Origin of the sequence: Runella rosea (assembly GCF_003325355.1) — a bacterium.
GTDB classification, from domain to species: domain Bacteria; phylum Bacteroidota; class Bacteroidia; order Cytophagales; family Spirosomataceae; genus Runella; species Runella rosea.
The window spans coordinates 1463264-1481097 of sequence record NZ_CP030850.1 but is presented as its reverse complement, the minus strand read 5'-3'; the positions used below and the strand labels follow the sequence as shown (position 1 = coordinate 1481097).

General features: G+C 40.5%; 16 protein-coding genes. 6 read left to right on the top strand and 10 right to left on the bottom strand.

Features of this window, described 5'->3' with window-relative positions; translation table 11 throughout:
* Window positions 1–114 precede the first annotated feature (114 nt).
* The 10 genes from DR864_RS06260 to DR864_RS06215 all read right to left on the bottom strand — a co-directional run bounded on the left by DR864_RS06260 (window position 115) and on the right by DR864_RS06215 (window position 9800).
* Window positions 115–636 (bottom strand): hypothetical protein, encoded by a 522-nt coding sequence (locus DR864_RS06260; protein WP_114066147.1) that lies wholly within the window; start codon window positions 634–636, stop codon window positions 115–117.
* 221 nt (window positions 637–857) lie between these two features.
* A complete protein-coding gene (locus DR864_RS06255) occupies window positions 858–1487 on the bottom strand; it encodes a hypothetical protein (protein WP_162793586.1) in 630 nt (209 codons plus the stop codon).
* A gap of 134 nt (window positions 1488–1621) precedes the next feature.
* Window positions 1622–2827, bottom strand: coding sequence for a serine hydrolase domain-containing protein (locus DR864_RS06250; RefSeq protein WP_114066145.1), 1206 nt, complete (start codon window positions 2825–2827; stop codon window positions 1622–1624).
* Between the two features lie 263 nt (window positions 2828–3090).
* Window positions 3091–4233: a T9SS type A sorting domain-containing protein gene (locus DR864_RS06245; protein WP_114066144.1), complete on the bottom strand. Its 1143-nt coding sequence runs from the start codon at window positions 4231–4233 to the stop codon at window positions 3091–3093.
* A gap of 275 nt (window positions 4234–4508) precedes the next feature.
* Window positions 4509–5177: a hypothetical protein gene (locus DR864_RS06240; protein ID WP_114066143.1), complete on the bottom strand. Its 669-nt coding sequence runs from the start codon at window positions 5175–5177 to the stop codon at window positions 4509–4511.
* Between the two features lie 166 nt (window positions 5178–5343).
* A complete protein-coding gene (locus DR864_RS06235) occupies window positions 5344–5937 on the bottom strand; it encodes a hypothetical protein (RefSeq protein WP_114066142.1) in 594 nt (197 codons plus the stop codon).
* A 145-nt stretch (window positions 5938–6082) separates the two neighbouring features.
* Window positions 6083–6673: a hypothetical protein gene (locus tag DR864_RS30050; RefSeq protein ID WP_205319211.1), complete on the bottom strand. Its 591-nt coding sequence runs from the start codon at window positions 6671–6673 to the stop codon at window positions 6083–6085.
* A 238-nt stretch (window positions 6674–6911) separates the two neighbouring features.
* Complete coding sequence (locus DR864_RS06225; protein ID WP_114066141.1) at window positions 6912–7613, bottom strand: hypothetical protein; 702 nt, start codon at window positions 7611–7613, stop codon at window positions 6912–6914.
* 145 nt (window positions 7614–7758) lie between these two features.
* A complete protein-coding gene (gene xerA / locus DR864_RS06220; RefSeq protein ID WP_229599531.1) occupies window positions 7759–9369 on the bottom strand; it encodes a site-specific tyrosine recombinase/integron integrase in 1611 nt (536 codons plus the stop codon).
* 83 nt (window positions 9370–9452) lie between these two features.
* The gene (locus DR864_RS06215) at window positions 9453–9800 is read right to left on the bottom strand and encodes a single-stranded DNA-binding protein (protein ID WP_114066140.1); all 348 of its coding nucleotides are present in this window, start codon (window positions 9798–9800) and stop codon (window positions 9453–9455) included.
* A 154-nt stretch (window positions 9801–9954) separates the two neighbouring features.
* On the opposite strand from DR864_RS06215, the gene DR864_RS06210 reads away from it, so the two are divergent.
* From DR864_RS06210 to DR864_RS06185, 6 genes are all read left to right on the top strand, one after another.
* On the top strand, window positions 9955–12339 hold the full coding sequence (locus tag DR864_RS06210; RefSeq protein ID WP_205319266.1) for a penicillin acylase family protein: 2385 nt from the start codon (window positions 9955–9957) through the stop codon (window positions 12337–12339).
* A gap of 230 nt (window positions 12340–12569) precedes the next feature.
* Window positions 12570–13670 (top strand): non-hydrolyzing UDP-N-acetylglucosamine 2-epimerase, encoded by a 1101-nt coding sequence (gene wecB / locus DR864_RS06205; RefSeq protein ID WP_114066138.1) that lies wholly within the window; start codon window positions 12570–12572, stop codon window positions 13668–13670.
* 28 nt (window positions 13671–13698) lie between these two features.
* The gene (locus tag DR864_RS06200; protein ID WP_114066137.1) at window positions 13699–15195 is read left to right on the top strand and encodes an MATE family efflux transporter; all 1497 of its coding nucleotides are present in this window, start codon (window positions 13699–13701) and stop codon (window positions 15193–15195) included.
* Window positions 15196–15226: 31 nt separating this feature from the next.
* Window positions 15227–15871, top strand: a complete 645-nt coding sequence (locus DR864_RS06195) for an FkbM family methyltransferase (protein WP_114066136.1) — start codon at window positions 15227–15229, stop codon at window positions 15869–15871.
* Between the two features lie 11 nt (window positions 15872–15882).
* Entirely contained in the window at window positions 15883–17187 is a 1305-nt protein-coding gene (locus DR864_RS06190) for an ArnT family glycosyltransferase (protein WP_114066135.1), read from the top strand.
* A gap of 4 nt (window positions 17188–17191) precedes the next feature.
* Window positions 17192–17809 carry a hypothetical protein gene (locus DR864_RS06185; protein WP_162793584.1) on the top strand — a complete coding sequence of 206 codons (618 nt, stop codon included), beginning with the start codon at window positions 17192–17194 and terminating at the stop codon, window positions 17807–17809.
* The last annotated feature ends 25 nt before the right edge of the window (window positions 17810–17834 follow it).

Here is a 17834-nt window from a genome sequence, read left to right as displayed (position 1 = left end):
CTGTCATAACAATCGTCATAACCCATAAGTAAAAGTCCAAGTAATATAAATACAAATAAGTCTGCTCCGATTATAGCTATACCATAAACAACGTCAACAAACCGTATTTTAAACTTAACCATTTACTATTTCAATTTTATTCGTTCCGCTGTCATAAACCATTGTTAAGTGTCTGTCCCAATTTAAAAATTCGTCACAGGTAAACTCAAGTTTTTCATTGTCCCATTTTTTGAATTCAATTATGTCCATTTGAATTGGGCTTTCAATTGGTTCTTTATCTTTAATGTTTGTCGCAACTTTTTCAAAGTTGTAATAGTCAGCGAGAATGAAATCTCCATTTGGTGCAACTGTCAAGTTGTGATATTGGGGTTGGTCTTCAATGTCAACCAAGTTTGCTTTTTCAATGTCAAGCTGAAATAAATAGTCAGAAGTCAAAACCAAAACAATCTTATTCTGTGTCGAGATAGCCACTTGTCTTGGGAAGCCACGAAATTGTCCGCACCATTCTGAATAGTCGTCATTGGTAAATTTTATAAAAGTCCAACTTTGAGAATTCCACGCACTTTCATTGTCGTAAATTCTTTCGGTGTATTCTCCCGAATATGGTTGACTTATAATTTCAGCTTCAATTATCATTCGTGGTGTCGGTCTTTAAAATGCCACATAACGTTCGGGGCTTGGCGTTGTGGCGGAATTTGAAAAACCGTCAGCCCGTTACGATAGTTGATTAAAGAAATAAAAGTTGAAGTTAAGATTTTGTTGTTCGGCGATATCCGTCAAGCTTGGAACTACAGATGCCACATGTACCAAAGTTGAAGTTTGCGTTATAGTCCGCCGACATAACGCCAAACCTTTTGTTACAAGCCGTTTTTTTTCGTCGGTCTAATTGTATAGTCCAAAGCCCAATGTGGTTTAAAACCATGTTCTACATCTGCACTGTCTGGCGATGGATATAAATGAAATTGCTCGACAAAATATTTATGTGTCAATTCAAATGTTTTTTTGCCTTTAAAGTCAGCTGGTAAGCAAGGAAAATATTTGTCGTGTAAATAGCTCATAATTTCCATTCCTGATGTGTCTAACAAGTCGCCTTCAATTCCAAAAGTTGCTTTAAGCTTGAAAACTCTCTTTTTATTGTCAGCAGAAAAATATAATGCACCGTCAATTGTACCTGTCGACAACTTTGTGCTATAAAAGTCATCAAGTGATAAATAGTCAGTAATGTCTTGGTTGAAAAAGTCCTGATAAGCACCATTGGGGTCGTATCTAAAAGAAAATGTTGTGTCAAACAGTTTTATATCTTGTCCAAAGGCTAAAAGAGGTTTGCCTTTGTAATACAGGCAACTTTTGTCAGCGTTTGTAATTGTTGTGTCGAAGTTTTCTGCTACAAGAATTGAGTCGTACTGTGAGAGCTTTGTCGCAGTAGAAGTGTTATTGTTTGTACAGGAAAAAGTCGAAATGCAAATTAAGAGTAGGATGTTTCTCATAAAATGGCTTGTAACGGTACGGGTATTGCCGAAGGCGGGGACTTTTAGCACTGAAGTTGATTAGAATTCCTTATGTTTGTTTTAGTACAAATGTTGATTAGAATTCCGTCAGCCCCGCTTTTGGCAATACCTTGTTAGCGGCTGGTTGTTTGTTTCGCCTTCAAGTCTTTTGCGTATTTGTAGAGTTCCTCATAAATGTCAAAAAAATCGCCTTCATACTTTTCTTCTAATGAAGTATTAAAAAAAACAATTACTGCATATTCCTTATTCAAATCTGAAAGCATAAAAGTTCTAACACCCGGGTCAGAACCATTGTGTCCAATACGAGTAGCTCCTAACTTAGTAGCCCAGAAAATACCTTGATTAACTTTATTTAATTTTACATTTTCAGGTTTATTTGTTTCTGTATATTGAAATCTAAGCATTTCTTGAATTGTTTCTTTTTTTAGAATTCTTGTTTTCTTGAATTTCCCCTCGTTAAGTAGACTTATGAAAAAATTAGACAGTTCATTTACAGAAGTTCTAACACCACCGTCAGGGTAGGTTGTACCTTCGTATAATTGTACTTGCACTATACTGTCGCCCTTTTTCTCATAAAGTTTAGTATGTTTATTTAGGTCTATTTCAGTCAAACTCCAACCTGAATTTTGCATTTTCAAAGGGTTGAAAATATGTTCTTTTGCGTATTCATTTAATTTTTTTCCTGTTCTTAATTCAACTATATATCCCGCTAACCCTGCACCAATATTTGAGTAATCTCTATTTGTTGCTGGCTTTGCATTAAGAAAATTATCTTTTGAGTAATATTTTCCTCCTTCTACAAAATAGTTTTTTAAGAAATCTCCTAATGGTTCTGGTTTATTTCCACCATAATAATAAGTTTCAGAATAAATGGGATGACGGTCAATTATACTTGATGTATGCGTTGCCAAATGTCTTAATGTTATTTTTCCATTGGGAAAATTTGGATTAATCACTTTGAAAGGCAAGTAACTATTAATGTCCTCGTCAAGTGAAACTTTTCCTTCTTCAACAGCTTTCATAATACAGAAACCTGTAAAAGTTTTACTTATGGATGCAATATTCATAATAGTCGAAGGGGTAAAAGGAGTTTTGGTTTCCTTATCAGCATAGCCGTAACCATTTGTCCAAACTATTTTTTTATCTACGATGATAGATGCTCCAATGCCAACTATTCCTGTTTCGCTCATCTTGCTTTCAATAAAACTATCTATTGAAGTCTTTGGTGTCGTTTTGCTAGTAGATTGTCCCACTATATTTTTACAAAATATAGTTGTTGTTAAAAATAGCGTCAATGCGAATTTCACTTTCACTTTCATTTTAGATTTTCGTTAAATGTCATATTTTTCAGTCTCTGCGGTCACCTTGCCGCTAACGTACAGGGCTTGTGGTCAGGTGGGGGTTTTGAAACTCGTATGCTGGAACGTCTGCCGATATAAATTACTGCTGTTCAATTACTTACAAAAGTTCAAAAGGGTTACGTCCGCCGACAACAAAAGTACAATAAAATTCCACATGTTCAATTACTTCCGTCAGCCCCCACTTGCCACAAACCCATGTTAGTACACGGTATTACTTACAATTATTGTTTAACGATTTTAACAATTACCGTTTTATATTTAAGCAAATAAAGACCTGAAGGAAATTGACTTACATCAATTGATAATTCATTACCTGAATACATTAGTTTGCCAAGTGTATCATAGATTCTTATCTGTGTATTTTTGTCAATTATGTTTTTGTCTAAATGTACAATGTTATTAACTGGATTTGGATAAATAATAAAATTCTCTTTGGTTGAACCCTCAGGTAAAACGCTCAATATTGGATTATTACTAATTCCAGTTCTGGGATAACTTGTTACTACTTCCCAAATCATAGTTTGTAAATAAGTGGCAAGTGCAATAGATGGTATAGGACTAGTATTAGAAGATGCAAATAGGTTATTTGTTAATCCTACTGGACTTTTATTATATATGCAAGCATAATGAATCATTGTTATAGCGTAGTTACCAAGGGAATTGGTATGTATGGCGTCTAAAAAAAACTGATTAATATTTGTAATACCTGGCACCTTTCCAAGTTGAATATCATCATACAATCTTGCCATCATTTTATGCCCGGGAATGATAAATACTGGTGTTGCAGCAGTTGGTTTGTTTGCATTTGCATAGTCTTGCATTCTTTCCCATTCTGCACCTTGTAGATCCAGCATTTGTCGCCATGGGCCGTTACTGTTGATTTTGTCAATACCAGTCCAGGTTGTCCATAGAAGTGTAGGTGCTCCATTTCTGTTGTTACCATTATTCCATGCATTGTTTACAAACAAAGATAAGTATTGTTTTTGCTCTTGAATGCGATCGAGATACGACCTCGTTGTACTTCCTCCTTCGTACGATAGTGGTACTCCTTCTGTAATAGACAAAAGTTCCCAGTTTGCTATAGCGTGTCTGGCAGAAGGTTCTCCCCATAGAGGCTGGTTTTCCCATCTATGTTTCATAGACGACCCTGGAATAGTTGATTTACCTATGTTCGCTACAGGACCACCTAAAATATTACCGACTAGGTGCCGAAGGTGGCCGTCACTAAACAAAGGGTCAGTTAAGCTATGCCCACTATGAAGTTGCTTAACGTTCAGTGGGTAGGCTTGTTTATGCGGGAGCAATTGTCCAAATGATAGATATGTCGTAAATAAAACAAAAAATGCAACACTAATTATTTTCATTCTAATTATTTATTATGGTTTTTCATTCTATAATGTGTACTAACGTTTTGGGGCTTTGCGTTCGGGCGGGAAATCGAAGCACAAAAGCTGGTTTTATTACTAAAGTTTAATTGAAAAACTACCGTTGAGTTTTGCACTTCAGCCCGCCTGACGCAAAACCCTTGTTATAGGCAGTGCTTTTAATATTTATAAGTTCGATAATAAACTTCAGGGTATTTACTGTTTAATTTTCTTTTCATAATCCAATTTCCATATTTGTCAAATTTGTAAGAATATTATTTTTTGTCATTATTCCACAAATTAGTCGTTGCAAATTCTTGTTTTTTCACATTCTTTAAACTATCAACATTATATTTTTTATTAAAATATTCTTTTCTGTACGCTTTTATATCTCCATTTTTATTTTTAGAATATACTTCTAACAATCTATTATCATTAATTAATATCGTGCCATCACTTTGTATATTCTTCCATTCAGTTGCTCTAATCATTTTTACTAAATTACCTTTTTCGTCATATTTTTTTAGATTTCCAATATAAACTGTATCAGATTTTTGCTTTCTTAAATTGTCTAATAATTTGTTATCTATTTTATTATTAAAATACATATTTTTTTGAACAAATTTATTACCTAATTGGTCTTCGCTTGCATTAATAAACAATTCATTATTTATAAATTTATATATATGGCAATTTGCATCTATTTTCATAGAATCTTTTTGACTTGTCATTAAATAACAGGATTCTATAATTTCTTTGGGATTATTTTTCAATGTGTCGGCTTGAAAAACCAAATATTTAGCCCTATCATATGTTTTTTGAGTAATTAAGTAATCTAAAGAATTGTCAAACTTTTCAATTGAAGCATAAATTTCATCTTTACTGTTGCAATTTGTTAGTAGAATATTTAGTAAAATAATTTGTAAAATTTGACTTATTTTCATTTTTCTGTTGTTTCGGGATAGCATTGCCTATAACGTTCTCGCGCTTGGCGCAGTGGGGGATTTAGGAGCACCATACTTGATTGCTAGCACGATGTACTAAAGTACGAAAAGGTTTCAGTTTAGCACTAATACCCCCATTGCAGCCAAACGCGTGTTGGCAGCAGTATTAGAAGTCATTTTTTGGACGTTTTTTAAACTCTTTTAATATTTTGTAGATATCTGACTTGGAAAGATTAAAGTTTTCTATTGAATTCTTGGACGGCGGAGGCATTTGATCATCAATCATTAGCACATCTTGAACGATGTATTCTCCAATCTCTCTGTCCCAAACGAAACAACCTGAATGATAATTAATTAAAAATGTAGTGTCATTTATAGCTTGAATAATCAAATCTGTTTTTCCCTTGAAATCATCTTTTTTCAACATCCCTTCATATGCAGTTGCTCTAACACTTCCATTTGGATATTGAAGTAGTTTCATAAGCTCCGCTTGAGAAGCGGTATTCATTATCTTCTTTCTTCGTTCGACTTCGTTTTGACTTGAAATTCCATTACCTGCAATGCCACTTGTTATGCCATGCATTTCAACTAGTAGGATAGAATCTTTTATTTCTTTTCTTATTCCATTCCAGTTATATATCCAATTTGGTTCATAGCTCGAGGCAACAAATACAAGAATTCCGACACCAACTATCGTAAGTAGTGGAAAAAGATTTGAAAGTCTATTCCTCCTATTTGTATGTCTTAAGTTCTTATTCATATTGCTGCCAACGTTTTGCAGCTACCCGAAGGGCGGGCGATTCACCACAAATGTTGATTAAAAGTACTAAAGTTTCGTTCACTACAAATCTGTCTTTTGTGCACAAAACCCCGCCTTTTGGGTAGGTGCTGTTATGCGGCGTTTTTTAATGTTCTCCTTCATTGTAAGTAACCCGTTTTTTATTGTCTATAAGTTTAAATGTCTGATATCTTGTAAAGTCTCCGCTCGTATAATTTATTGTGTCAACTTTCATTTCCTGTGGTAAGTCATACGTTAGCGAGAAAAAATAGTCAGGTAAAAATCCGTCATATTGATAGTCGTACATAATATTTGTTGCTTCTATTGGTAATTTTGGAAACCAGTTCATACTGGCAATTTGTTGATACTCTTTGATTGTCAAATTCTCTGCTGTAGTCCCGTTAGCAAGACCGTTTGATGGTTTTATTTTACACGCAATTTTGTTTCTAAATTGTCTGTTTACTATCACATTCTCTACAAGCTTTATAGAATAGTCAACATACAAGTAAGATGAGATTAATAATGTCAGTAGCATTGCTAATTTTAATTTGGTTCTTGTCGCTTTTATATTTTTCTTTTGGAAGTAAAAAACTAGTATTCTCATACCGATAAGCGAAAGTATCGTAAAGCCAAGTATTTTTAAAAACTCAAATGGTCTAACAAGCTCGTTAAATGTTAGTTCAAGCTTGTCTGTCCAGATTGCAAGTAGAGTAGTCAACACGATTAGGTTAACTGTCGATATAATCAGATATTTAAATGACTTTTTTAGCATTCTATTCTTTTGGTGTCGGTCTTTTCAAAATGCCGCATAACGTTTTTGGGCTTGGCGAAGGTGGGGATTAAAAAGTACTAAAGTTCAAATTTAGCACAAAAGCTAATAGAAAGTACAAATGTTCAATTTAGCACAAAAGCCCCACTTTTGCCAAACCCATGTTGTGCGTTCGGCTTTTTGTTATTTAAGTTCGTTCAAATATGTATTGTGTTATAGATATTCTTTCAGCAAAATCTTTGTCTTTGTCTGCATACTCGAAAAATCCTTTTTCTAAAATGTTAGATTTTTCTTTTGTCCATTTAAGTATCTTGTCACATGTTTCTTTACTTAATTCTTTGAATTCTGTTCTCTTTGAATTCAAGTCGTTGTAATATGTATAAACAAAGTCAACATAATTTGCAAAACTGTAATTGTCAAAATCAATTGTCCAATGTTTAAGTAATTCGTCAATGTTGTCAGTAAGTTTTGAAATTTCAATAAAGGCTTCGTGGTCAAAAGAGTTTTTATTTTTTATCAATTCTGCCCACCAAGCAATTAAAAATTTCTCGATTGCAACTTGTTCATTCTCTTTCCATTCTCTCCATTGTCCATATTCAAGTTTTCCCAATACAATAAAAGTCGAAACAATAAAATTTGTCGTTGATAATAGTTCTAAAATTCTTGGAAGAAAATGTCGAAAATCGTCTTCATCTCCCCAAGTTGTCATAGCTTTTGCTGTATACCTTGAAAGGTCTTCTTCCGTAAGTTCTCTTAATTGTTTTGAATGAATTTTTTCTTTGTCAGTGTCTGATACACAACAAGGACATCCCTCGATTGTCGATTTAAAATTATAAGTCGAAAATGTCGAGTATAAATTTTCAATTTCTATTTTCAGTTCGTCTGTCATTTAGTAACTGTTTCTGTAAGCTGACGCACAACATCTGTATATACGCTACTTTCTCTTTGCTATTGCGTATATATTGGCATTGAGCGAGATGGAAAGTAGTTTTACAAAGTGATTGATTGTTAATAACAAACATACCATCCTCAATTTATATTTCCAAGGTATCTAAAGGGCTTTTTATTTGGTCAAACCCTTTGGTAGTAAGGTGGGTATAAATTTCAGTAGTCTTGCTGCTTTCATGCCCCAACAGGAGTTGGATGTAGCGCAAATCGGTGCCGTTTTCTAGGAGGTGAGTCGCAAAACTGTGTCGCAGCGTATGTACCGTAACGTTTTTTTTTATGCCTGCTTTTTGGCAAGCTACTTTCAGAATTTGTTGGATGGAACGCGTCGAATACATGGGCGTATCTTGCCCCTCAAACAAATAATCGATGGGTTTGTACTGTACGTAATACTTTCGTAACAATTCCAAGGCTTTGGGCGATAGCAGCGTATAACGGTCTTTTTTGCCCTTTGACTGCTCTATGCGTATTTGCATTCGATGGGAGTCTATGTCTTTGATTTTGAGTCGAATCGCTTCACTGATTCGTAATCCCGATGCGTAAATAAGGCTTAGAATCATTTTGTGCTTGAGGTTCTGAACCGTATTCAATATCCGCTGTACCTCATCGCTGCTGAGCACCACTGGCAGGGCTTTGTCGCGTTGAGGCCGTTGGAGAGCATAAAACCGCCGCTTACCGCCCAAGACTTTTTCATAATAAAACTTGATGGCATTGATGGCCGTGTTTTGGGTAGAAGCAGACACCTTGCGATCAAGGACCAAATAGCGACAGAATTCAATGATTTTCTTTTCGTCTATCTCATCAATGGCATCAAGCGGAAAATGATTGATAAACTCCTCAAAAGCTGCTCCGTAGGATTTGATGGTAGCTTCGCTGTAGCGTAACTCTTTCATTTTTAGTATCATATCGGTAGGGCACGGACGTGGGTTGACCATGAGCTCTTTTGCCTTTCGGGGAATGACCGCGAGTGGCGAGAGGGTTTCGTTATACGTAAATTTGAGCCGGTGGGTCAGGGCCGTATCCTTGATTTGTTGCACGATTTTGTCAGAAAACGGTACACTCCACCATCTGTTTTTGTCATCCCATTTGGCAAATGGTAACTGTTTGATTTCTTTCACCAATTGGGGGTTATAGGCAATAATCACGCGCAACCTGTGGGCGTTTACTCTCACCAAGACCAATTCGCCTTCGATTGGCAGGGGTGTTTCATCCCGAGCGTTTTCAATTGCGGTTTTGTGTTCGATAAACTGCGATATTCGTCCACCAAAATAGACTTGCAGCGCGTGTAGGTTGGTCGCGGTATGCGGAATGAGCCACGTACGGCGCTCTTTATCCCAGCGTACATACTTAAATTTCAACACAAATTGAACATCCGCGTCAGATTTGGGCATGCGCAGCAAGAGGGTTTTGTTCAAAAGCTCAATCACAATGCTGCTCTGGGTAGGAAGGGGAGACGGCTCGGCGGCCAGCGGGGCCTGAGCGGTGGGTGTTTCTTTGAGAGAAATGATTTCAATGTCGGGAAAAAGGCTTTTCAGCAGTTCAAAAGCCTTTTTTGTGTAGGGAATATGCCACGCACTGTGGCTTTTGCTCCATTGTACATCGGGGATTTGCTTTAGTACAAGACTGATTTCGCGATTGTACGGAAAATCCACTTTGATGCGCTCTTCGTTTCGATGGAGTATTTTGCTCGCTTTGATCATCAGTAGCGTAAAGTAGTCTTAAAACGATGTATATACGAAACAAATTATGGGTGAATCACTGGTTATAACCGACAATCAAGGTTTTATAGCGTCTCTCCTGGCTTTTTATCAAGCATAATCAATTGCTCAACAATGATCTCGGTTACGTATCTTTTGCTGCCGTCTTTATCTTCATAATTACGTGTTTTAATTTTACCTTCGACATAAACCAAACTTCCTTTTTGGAGATATTTGGCTGCAAAATCTGCCAAGCTACGCCATACAACGATATTGTGCCAATCGGTTTGACTGTGGTTTTGACCATTTTTGTCTTTGAAAATTTCAGTGGTGGCCAGCGAAAACTTAGCTACGCTTACGCCGCCTTCTAAGGTCTGAAATTCAGGCACATTTCCAAGGTTTCCAATTAGAGTTACGCGGTTAAGTCCTCTCATATTGAAATAAATTAGTGACAATATGCTATTTAGAACACATTCTGTTTAAATAGTCACTCATCAAAACGGTTTCGTCGCTATTTCTTGAGAATTCTCCCAAATTTCACTAACATTAAGTTTCATTAACCTAACGCTATCCTTGAAACCGTTTATAATGCTGCTTGCGGTGGGGGTGTTCGTGCGTTGCACGGCTTCCTGCGCCCAAACCCTCACCATCAAAGGCCTCCAACAACCCGTTGAGGTCATCCGCGACCGCTGGGGAATCTCCCACATTTACGCCCAAAACGACCACGACCTGTTTATGGCGCAGGGCTACGTGGCCGCTTCCGACCGCCTGTTTCAACTCGAAATCTGGCGGCGCCAAGCCACGGGAACGGTGGCTGAACTGCTCGGAAAAAAAGAATTGAAACGCGACATTGGCAGTAGATTGTTTAAATTTAGGGGCAATCTTACGACCGAGTTGGCCCACTATCATCCGCGCAGTGCGCTCATCATCAATGCCTTTGTGGAAGGAATCAACGCCTACATCCGCGAGATGCGCCAAACGCCCGAAAAACTTCCGTTTGAGTTTAAAGTCTTAAACACCCTGCCCGACTACTGGACGCCCGAAATCGTTATCAGTCGGCACCAGGGATTGCTGAGCAACGTCAAAGACGAACTTAATAATGCTCGAATTGTGCAGTTGGTGGGTGCCGAAAAGCTGCGTGAGTTGCAGTGGTTTCACCCCACTAAAACCGATAATGAACCCGATTTGAGCTTGGACAAACTCGTCCAAGGTGAAGACCTTTTTCAACCCATTCTCGAATTATACGAAGCCTTCCGGGCGCCTTTGAAATTTGTCAAAGACGATAAAAAAGCGAGCCGAACACCCGCGTTTGATTTTGACAGTTGGTATGAAGAAGAAAAGGCCAACGTCGGCTCCAACAACTGGATTATCAGCGGCAACCGCGCCCAAAGCGGCTATCCGATGTTGGCCAATGACCCCCACCGGGCGCAATCGGTGCCGTCGTTGCGGTATTGGGTGCATTTGCATGCTCCCGGCTGGAACGTTGTGGGGGCGGGCGAACCTTCTTTGCCGGGCGTTTCGATTGGGCACAACCAAGTTGCTTCGTGGGGATTGACCATTTTTGAAACCGACAATGAAGACCTGTACGTCTACGAAACCAATCCCCAAAATCCAAATCAGTATAAATATCAAGGAAAATGGGAAAACCTCAAAATCCTGAAAGACACGGTTAACATTGCGGGGCAGCAGCCCGAAATAGTAACGCTCAAGTACACCCGCCACGGGCCGGTGGTGTTTGAAGAGGGAGGTAAAAACAAACTGTATGCCGTGCGGGCGGGGTGGCTGGAGGTGGGTTGTGCGCCCTATTTGGCGAGTTTGCGCATGAATCAGGCGCGTACATGGGAAGAGTTTCGGACCGCGTGCAGTTTTAGCCGTATACCCGGCGAAAACATGATTTATGCCGACAAAAACGGTCATATCGGCTGGCAGGCGGTGGGGATTTCGCCTATCCGTAAAAACTGGACGGGTCTTGTGCCCGTGCCTGGCGACGGGCGCTATGAGTGGGCGGGTTATTTACCCATTCAGCTGTTGCCCAACAAAAAAGACCCCGCCGAAGGCTACGTGGTCACGGCCAACAACAACATGACACCCGTTGATTTTCCCAACCGCAACGCCATTGGCTGGACGTGGGCCAACCCTGTGCGGGCGCACCGCATCGAAGAAGTACTGAACGCTGGAAAGCGCATGTCGTTGCAGGATTTCGCGACCTTGCAAACTGATTATCTGTCTGGAACGGCCCGAACGTTGGTGCCTGTTTTAATCAATGCGCTCAATGCCAATGCGGCCAAAGAAAGCAACGAAGTAGCGAAAGCCAAGGCGCTTTTGCAGGCGTGGGACCATCAATTAAAGCCCAATTCGGTAGCGGCGGCCATTTATGTACAGTGGGAGACAGAATTAAAGAAAACGGTGTATCAACTGACCGTCCCCCAAAATATTCAGACGTATTTTAAAACTTTGCCCACTAAGCGAATGGTAGATTGGGTCGTTACGCCCCGTCCTGAGTTTGGCGAAGATCCCATTAAAGCACGTAATGAACTGTTTGTGAGTAGTTTAGAAAAGGCGATTCAGGCGCTAAACGCGCGATTAGGTAATGACATGGACCAATGGCAGTACGGTCAAGCCAAAAATAAACACATCAAGCTCACGCACGCACTCAGCGAGTGGGTAGGCGAGGAGCAACGCGCCAAAATTAACCTCGGGCCTTTGCCGCGCGGTGGCTACGGCGAGGTGGTGGGCAATACCGGCAATAACCTCAATCAGGAGCATGGCGCTTCGTTTCGGATTTTGGTGGATACCGAAAACTGGGACAAAACCTTGGGAATCAACAGTCCGGGCCAATCGGCCAACCCCGACGACCCACATTATGCCGATTTGTTTGAATTATGGGCCAAAGACGGTTATTTCCCCGTTTATTTTTCCAAAGACAAAATTAAGCAAGTAGCCGACCGAACATGGACGCTGAAGCCTAACTAGAAATTTGTACATTTGCGCCTCAAAAATAACGTTGACGGGATTTTTTAATCGTCACCAGAAAGCCCGTAGGTGTTATTTTAATTTTTTATACCCTAACATTGCATCCGTTCTTTTATTGGAAATTCGGTGGCTTGGGTTTAAGCTAAATGCGTGTGATATTCCATTCAGGTATGCTGCTTGGGGTGGGCCATTGAAGGGTATCGGAACCTATTTGAATTCGTAAACAAAAAATGAAGATTCTTAACATCGTAGGCGCACGGCCTAATTTTATGAAAGTAGCGCCGCTGCATCGTGCTTTTCAGAAAAAAAGCGAGATTGAATCAAAAATTGTCCACACGGGGCAGCATTATGATGCCAAGATGTCGGACGTATTTTTTAACCAACTCGAATTGCCCAAGCCCGATTATTTTCTAGGAATTGGCGGCGGTTCACACACCCAACAAACGGCCAAAATCATGTTGGAGTTTGAAAAAGTGGTGGAAGCCGAGCAGCCAGATTTGGTGTTGGTGGTGGGCGATGTGACCTCCACCATTGCCTGCGCTTTGGTGGCGACCAAAATGCACATTCCGATTGCGCACGTAGAAGCGGGATTGCGGAGCGGCGACCGCCGAATGCCCGAAGAAATCAATCGTATTTTGACCGACAGTATTTCGGATTATCTGTTTGTGACCGAACAGGCGGGGATTGACAACCTCAAACACGAAGGTGTACCCGACGAAAAAGTATTTATGGTGGGCAATTGCATGATTGATTCTCTGGTTTATTATCGTCAAAAGGCCGGTCTTTTGGACATCATGCCTTCATTGGGCGTAGCTAAAGATGATTTTGTGCTCATGACCATGCACCGACCCGCCAATGTCGATACCGCCGAAGGGCTGACGAGTATTTTGCAGATTATCGAAAACACGACACCGTACAAAAAAGTACTGTTTCCGATTCACCCACGGACCAAAAATAACATTGAGCGATTTGGCTTAACAGCAAAATTAGATGCTATCCAAGGATTGATTTTGACCGAGCCGCAGGGTTATTTGGAGTTTTTGCATTTGATGGAAAATTCGGCTTTGGTCATTACTGACTCGGGCGGTATTCAGGAAGAAACGACCTATTTGCAGGTGCCATGCCTGACATTCCGTGATAGCACGGAGCGCCCCGTGACGGTCGACCTCGGAACCAATCAATTATTGGCCGATTTGAATCCCGTGACTGTACACGAAAAAGTAATAGAAACCCTCGAAGGTCGGGCCAAAAAAGGGGTTATTCCGCCGCTTTGGGATGGCCACGCCGCCGAGCGGATTGCGGAGGTGTTAGTGCAAAAATTCAATCAATAACGATCTTATTTAACCATAACAAACGCCTGTGGGTATTGTTGTTCGTCAAAGCCTCAAAGCTGGTGTAGGCTCCTATTTGGGCGTGTTGGTAGGAGTAATCAATCAGATGTACGTTTCTACCGAGTTTTTGTCGGTAGAGCAGTATGCTTTGTCGCGTATTCTTTTTGAGAATAGTCTTTTGTTTGCCTCCTTTGCGCATTTGGGCACTCCTTTCATTGTAGACCGATACTTTAGTTTGTTTCGAAACGATGACGAAAAACACGGTGGTATTCTGAGCTTTTTGTTGATGTTGCCTTTGGTGGGCGTTATTCTTTTTGCGCTCGTGTATTGGTTGTTTACCCCCTTGATTGTGGGGTATTTTTCCAAAAACTCCGCCTTATTGGTTGATTATCATTTCTTGGTAATTCCGCTAACCGTTTTTTGGATTTACATTACGGTCTTAGATGCCTATTGCCGAAACAACTCCCGCATTGCCGTACCGATGTTTATTCGGGAGGTATATTTGCGGGTAGCCAATGCCTTGTTGGTGGTTATTTTTGGGATAGGCTGGATTAGTTTTGACTGGATGCTCTACCTCATTATCGCCGCTTACGGATTTGCGGTGATTTTGTTGATTATTTACATTGGTATTTTAGGGAAAGGCTATTGGCGCTGGCCCAACCGGACGATTCTTACCCGACCGCTTTTTAAACAAATGCTGGGATATGGCTCATTTACTGTTTTGGGTGCGTTGGGCGTAAACGTTATTTTATTCATTGACCGAACCATGCTGGCGGGAGAGCGTGATTTGGTCAATGCGGGAATTTTCATTGTGGCTTCTTACATGGCGAGCGTCATCGAAATCCCACGAAAGGCATTGGCCCAGATTTCCATTCCGATCCTGACGCAGCATTTACGCAATGATGATTTTGTGCAATTGGAAAAAATGAACCGTAAAACGGCCTTGCATTTATTGCTCAGTGGCGGGTTGGTTTTTCTGCTGATATGGGTCAACATTGATGATATTTTTTATTTATTGCCCAAAAGTAATGTGTACGGCGAAGGAAAATACGTGGTTCTTTTTCTGCTGATAACGAAGCTGTTTGACATGGCGGCTGGACTCAATACCGAAATCATTCTGTACTCAAAATATTATCGGATGGCCACTTGGATCATCATTTTTACGGCCCTGTTGGGATTTTTTCTGAATCTTTGGCTGATTTCTTCTTATGGTTTTATCGGGGCCGCGATTGCCACCTCGTTTACAACGTTGGTCTATTCAGTATTGCGGGTGGGATATATCAAATATCGTTTTGGTATTTCACCGTATTCGGCGCAAAGTATTCAGATTTTAGCAGTGTTTGGAGTAGTATTTTTGTTTTCGTATCTGGTACCTGCGCATACCCAAACGCCCCTGATGGCCATGGCATGGATTGTGGCTCGTACGGGTGTAGTTTGTGGTCTGTTGGGTTTTTATGTGTGGAAATGGCGTATTTCGGAAGAAATTAACGGTCTAATTGACACGGTTTTGGCGCGATTTAAGTAATTTTTATTAAAAATTGATAGATAATCAGACAATGATTAAGGCATTAAAAAAACAGGTTTGGCAATGGCTGAACGCGTTGAAATTGGGAGGGAGTGTACAGTTGTATTTAGAAAGTGAGTTGAAAAATAACGGTTGGTTTAGAAGTTATCATACCAAGCGCTCGGTGGATGCCGCCGGAAACCCGCTTCCTTGGTGTACATACCCGTTTATTGCGTTTATTCAACCGCGTTTGAAAAACCATTTTGAAGTGTTTGAGTACGGCTCGGGTAACTCTACCCGCTGGTATGCCGCTCAGGTACAGTCGGTGCAGGCAGTAGAGCACGATGAAGAATGGGTAAAGGAAGTAGCGCGCCAACTTCCAGCCAATGCCGAGGTTACCTACCGAGCATTGGGCGAAAAATACGTCAGCGCCGTTCAAATATCGGGTAAAAAGTATCAAATCATCGTCGTTGATGGCCGAAAGCGCGTAGATTGTATGCGGTTTTCTGTGGATTTTTTAACCTCCGACGGTGTCTTGATTTTAGATAATTCTGAGCGGGAAAGTTATGCCGAAGTCAAGGGGTTTATGCGTGCCCTTGGATTTCGTTGGATTGATTTTTACGGAATGGCTCCTATTGTATCGCACCTTACCTGCACCACAATTTTTTACCGAGATACAAATTGTTTAGACATTTGACAGCACAGGTCATGGACACTAAACCGACTAAACGTTTTTGGTGGTTGTTTGGCGTATATGCCGTTATCTGCGTGGTTTTTGCGGTGTTTCGCCAGTACCCTCTTTATAGTGATTCATTGATTTACTTTACGTGGGCCAGCCAGGCAGCCCAAATGCATACGTGGTTTCCGTATCCACAAACCATTTATGATCCTTGGCTGGCAAGCCTGTTTCACGTCAATTTAGGAGCCTTATTCTTGCGCATCCATAACGCACCCGTAACGCTGCATTTGTTGAACGTTGCCGCCAATTTGACACAATTGTATTTGGTGTATCGGCTTACCCTCAAATTTTTTGGAGAACAAAGCGCTTGGATAGCGGCGTGGATGTACGTGCTGTACCTGAACAGCTTGGGGTTGGTGGTGCTCAATTTAAGTGAATTGACGTTTACGGCCTGTACGTTGCTCTGTATTTGGTTTTATGTTCAGAAACCTGTGTTTACGTGGGGCCTTTTGTCGGGACTGATGGCGGGATTTGCTTTGGGGTGTCGTCCGTTGATTGTGGCATTACTGTTGGTGTATGGATTGGTGTGGCTGTGGACTTGGAGGTATAAAAAACAGAATAACTACACACAACTGATAGGAATTGTCTTGGGCGTATTGCTGTTTGTGGTGCCGATGGGCATGTACAGCAAGTCGCAAACGGGGCAGTTTGTGTATTCGACCACCACGGGGCCGATCAATCTGCTTATGAGTGGGTTTGACGGAGCTACGGGCGTGTACAATGATTCCATTCTCAAAAATGATTCGGTTTATCTATCCAAAAAAACATTTTATGAAAAAGGGGAATACATCCAAGCGCGTGCTGTACAATGGATTGTGAGTCATCCGACAAAATGGCTTTCCTTTTGGCCTCATAAAATTAAGACCACCTTTGTAAACGATGACATCGCCATTAGCCCGCTGTTGGGAAATCCAAATTGGCGTTTTGAACGTTTTATCAAAGATGCCCGACTGCCTCGCCAACAGCGGCAGTTTTGGCAACAATCGTTGGTCTATTGTGGTGCTTTTCTGGCAATTCATACCTTTCAATGTACGTATTACTTGCTGCTGTTAGGATTGTGGGGGTATCAATTGGTTTATTATTGGCGTCGCCGCTACACCGCCCCGCTGATTGTTTGGATCATCAATGGTTTTACTTTTTTAGGCTTTCTGATGACCTACGTTGGGTCGCAGGGAAATCTTCGTTATAAGTACCCCTATCTGGTGATTTCGCTGATCTTATTTGCACCCATTGTGGTTTATATAAAAAAACAGTCGAAAAAAGTAAAGAGCTAACTCGATGAAAAAAACATTTTTATTCTGCACGCTATCTTTTATGTTTATCGCGTATGCTGTGTCGGGGCAATCATCAGAGAGTATCAATAATTTTCTACTCATGAAAGGGAATAATGGACTGACGCCGTTTTCTCCAACGGGTGATACAAGAACCTATTTGAAATTAAGAAATGATGCGACCATTCCTTCTTCTCTAGTCTCTGTGGAGCTGTCGGCTGGTAGCGGTGGTGCTTCGGCATCAACATTTCTGTCACATCAGGCAAGGGAATATAATTTTCCACAGGCCAATGGTGCTTTTGCAGGGTTCGGACAACTATATGCACGAGACAATGGATTGATTTTACGTTCGGGCAGTTCGCAAAACCCAAATGGCATTATAAAATTTATGACAGGGAATGATCCTGCCGGTAATTTTTCATTGGAAAGAATGAGAATTGATGAAGTGGGGAATGTAGGAATAGGCGGTCAAACACCAAAATCTAAATTACAGATCAGCAACGGAGATGTGTATATCGACAACCCGAACCGAGGAATTATTTTAAAATCACCCAGCGGATTTTGTTGGCGGGTTACAATTGACGATGCGGGAAATTTTGTTCGAACACAGATTAGTTGCCCTTAATATTCGGCCTTACTTCACTTAGCAT

Bases quoted from the DNA above. Each gene is read 5' to 3' on its own strand.
- DR864_RS06190 (WP_114066135.1), top strand. From the start codon at position 15,883: ATGGACACTAAACCGACTAAACGTTTTTGGTGGTTGTTTGGCGTATAT.
- wecB (WP_114066138.1), top strand. From the start codon at position 12,570: ATGAAGATTCTTAACATCGTAGGCGCACGGCCTAATTTTATGAAAGTA.
- xerA (WP_229599531.1), bottom strand. From the start codon at position 9,369: ATGATCAAAGCGAGCAAAATACTCCATCGAAACGAAGAGCGCATCAAA.
- DR864_RS06235 (WP_114066142.1), bottom strand. From the start codon at position 5,937: ATGAATAAGAACTTAAGACATACAAATAGGAGGAATAGACTTTCAAAT.
- DR864_RS06240 (WP_114066143.1), bottom strand. From the start codon at position 5,177: ATGAAAATAAGTCAAATTTTACAAATTATTTTACTAAATATTCTACTA.
- DR864_RS06255 (WP_162793586.1), bottom strand. From the start codon at position 1,487: ATGAGAAACATCCTACTCTTAATTTGCATTTCGACTTTTTCCTGTACA.
- DR864_RS06260 (WP_114066147.1), bottom strand. From the start codon at position 636: ATGATAATTGAAGCTGAAATTATAAGTCAACCATATTCGGGAGAATAC.
- DR864_RS06225 (WP_114066141.1), bottom strand. From the start codon at position 7,613: ATGACAGACGAACTGAAAATAGAAATTGAAAATTTATACTCGACATTT.
- DR864_RS06210 (WP_205319266.1), top strand. From the start codon at position 9,955: ATGCTGCTTGCGGTGGGGGTGTTCGTGCGTTGCACGGCTTCCTGCGCC.
- DR864_RS06245 (WP_114066144.1), bottom strand. From the start codon at position 4,233: ATGAAAATAATTAGTGTTGCATTTTTTGTTTTATTTACGACATATCTA.
- DR864_RS06250 (WP_114066145.1), bottom strand. From the start codon at position 2,827: ATGAAAGTGAAAGTGAAATTCGCATTGACGCTATTTTTAACAACAACT.
- DR864_RS06185 (WP_162793584.1), top strand. From the start codon at position 17,192: ATGAAAAAAACATTTTTATTCTGCACGCTATCTTTTATGTTTATCGCG.
- DR864_RS06195 (WP_114066136.1), top strand. From the start codon at position 15,227: ATGATTAAGGCATTAAAAAAACAGGTTTGGCAATGGCTGAACGCGTTG.
- DR864_RS06215 (WP_114066140.1), bottom strand. From the start codon at position 9,800: ATGAGAGGACTTAACCGCGTAACTCTAATTGGAAACCTTGGAAATGTG.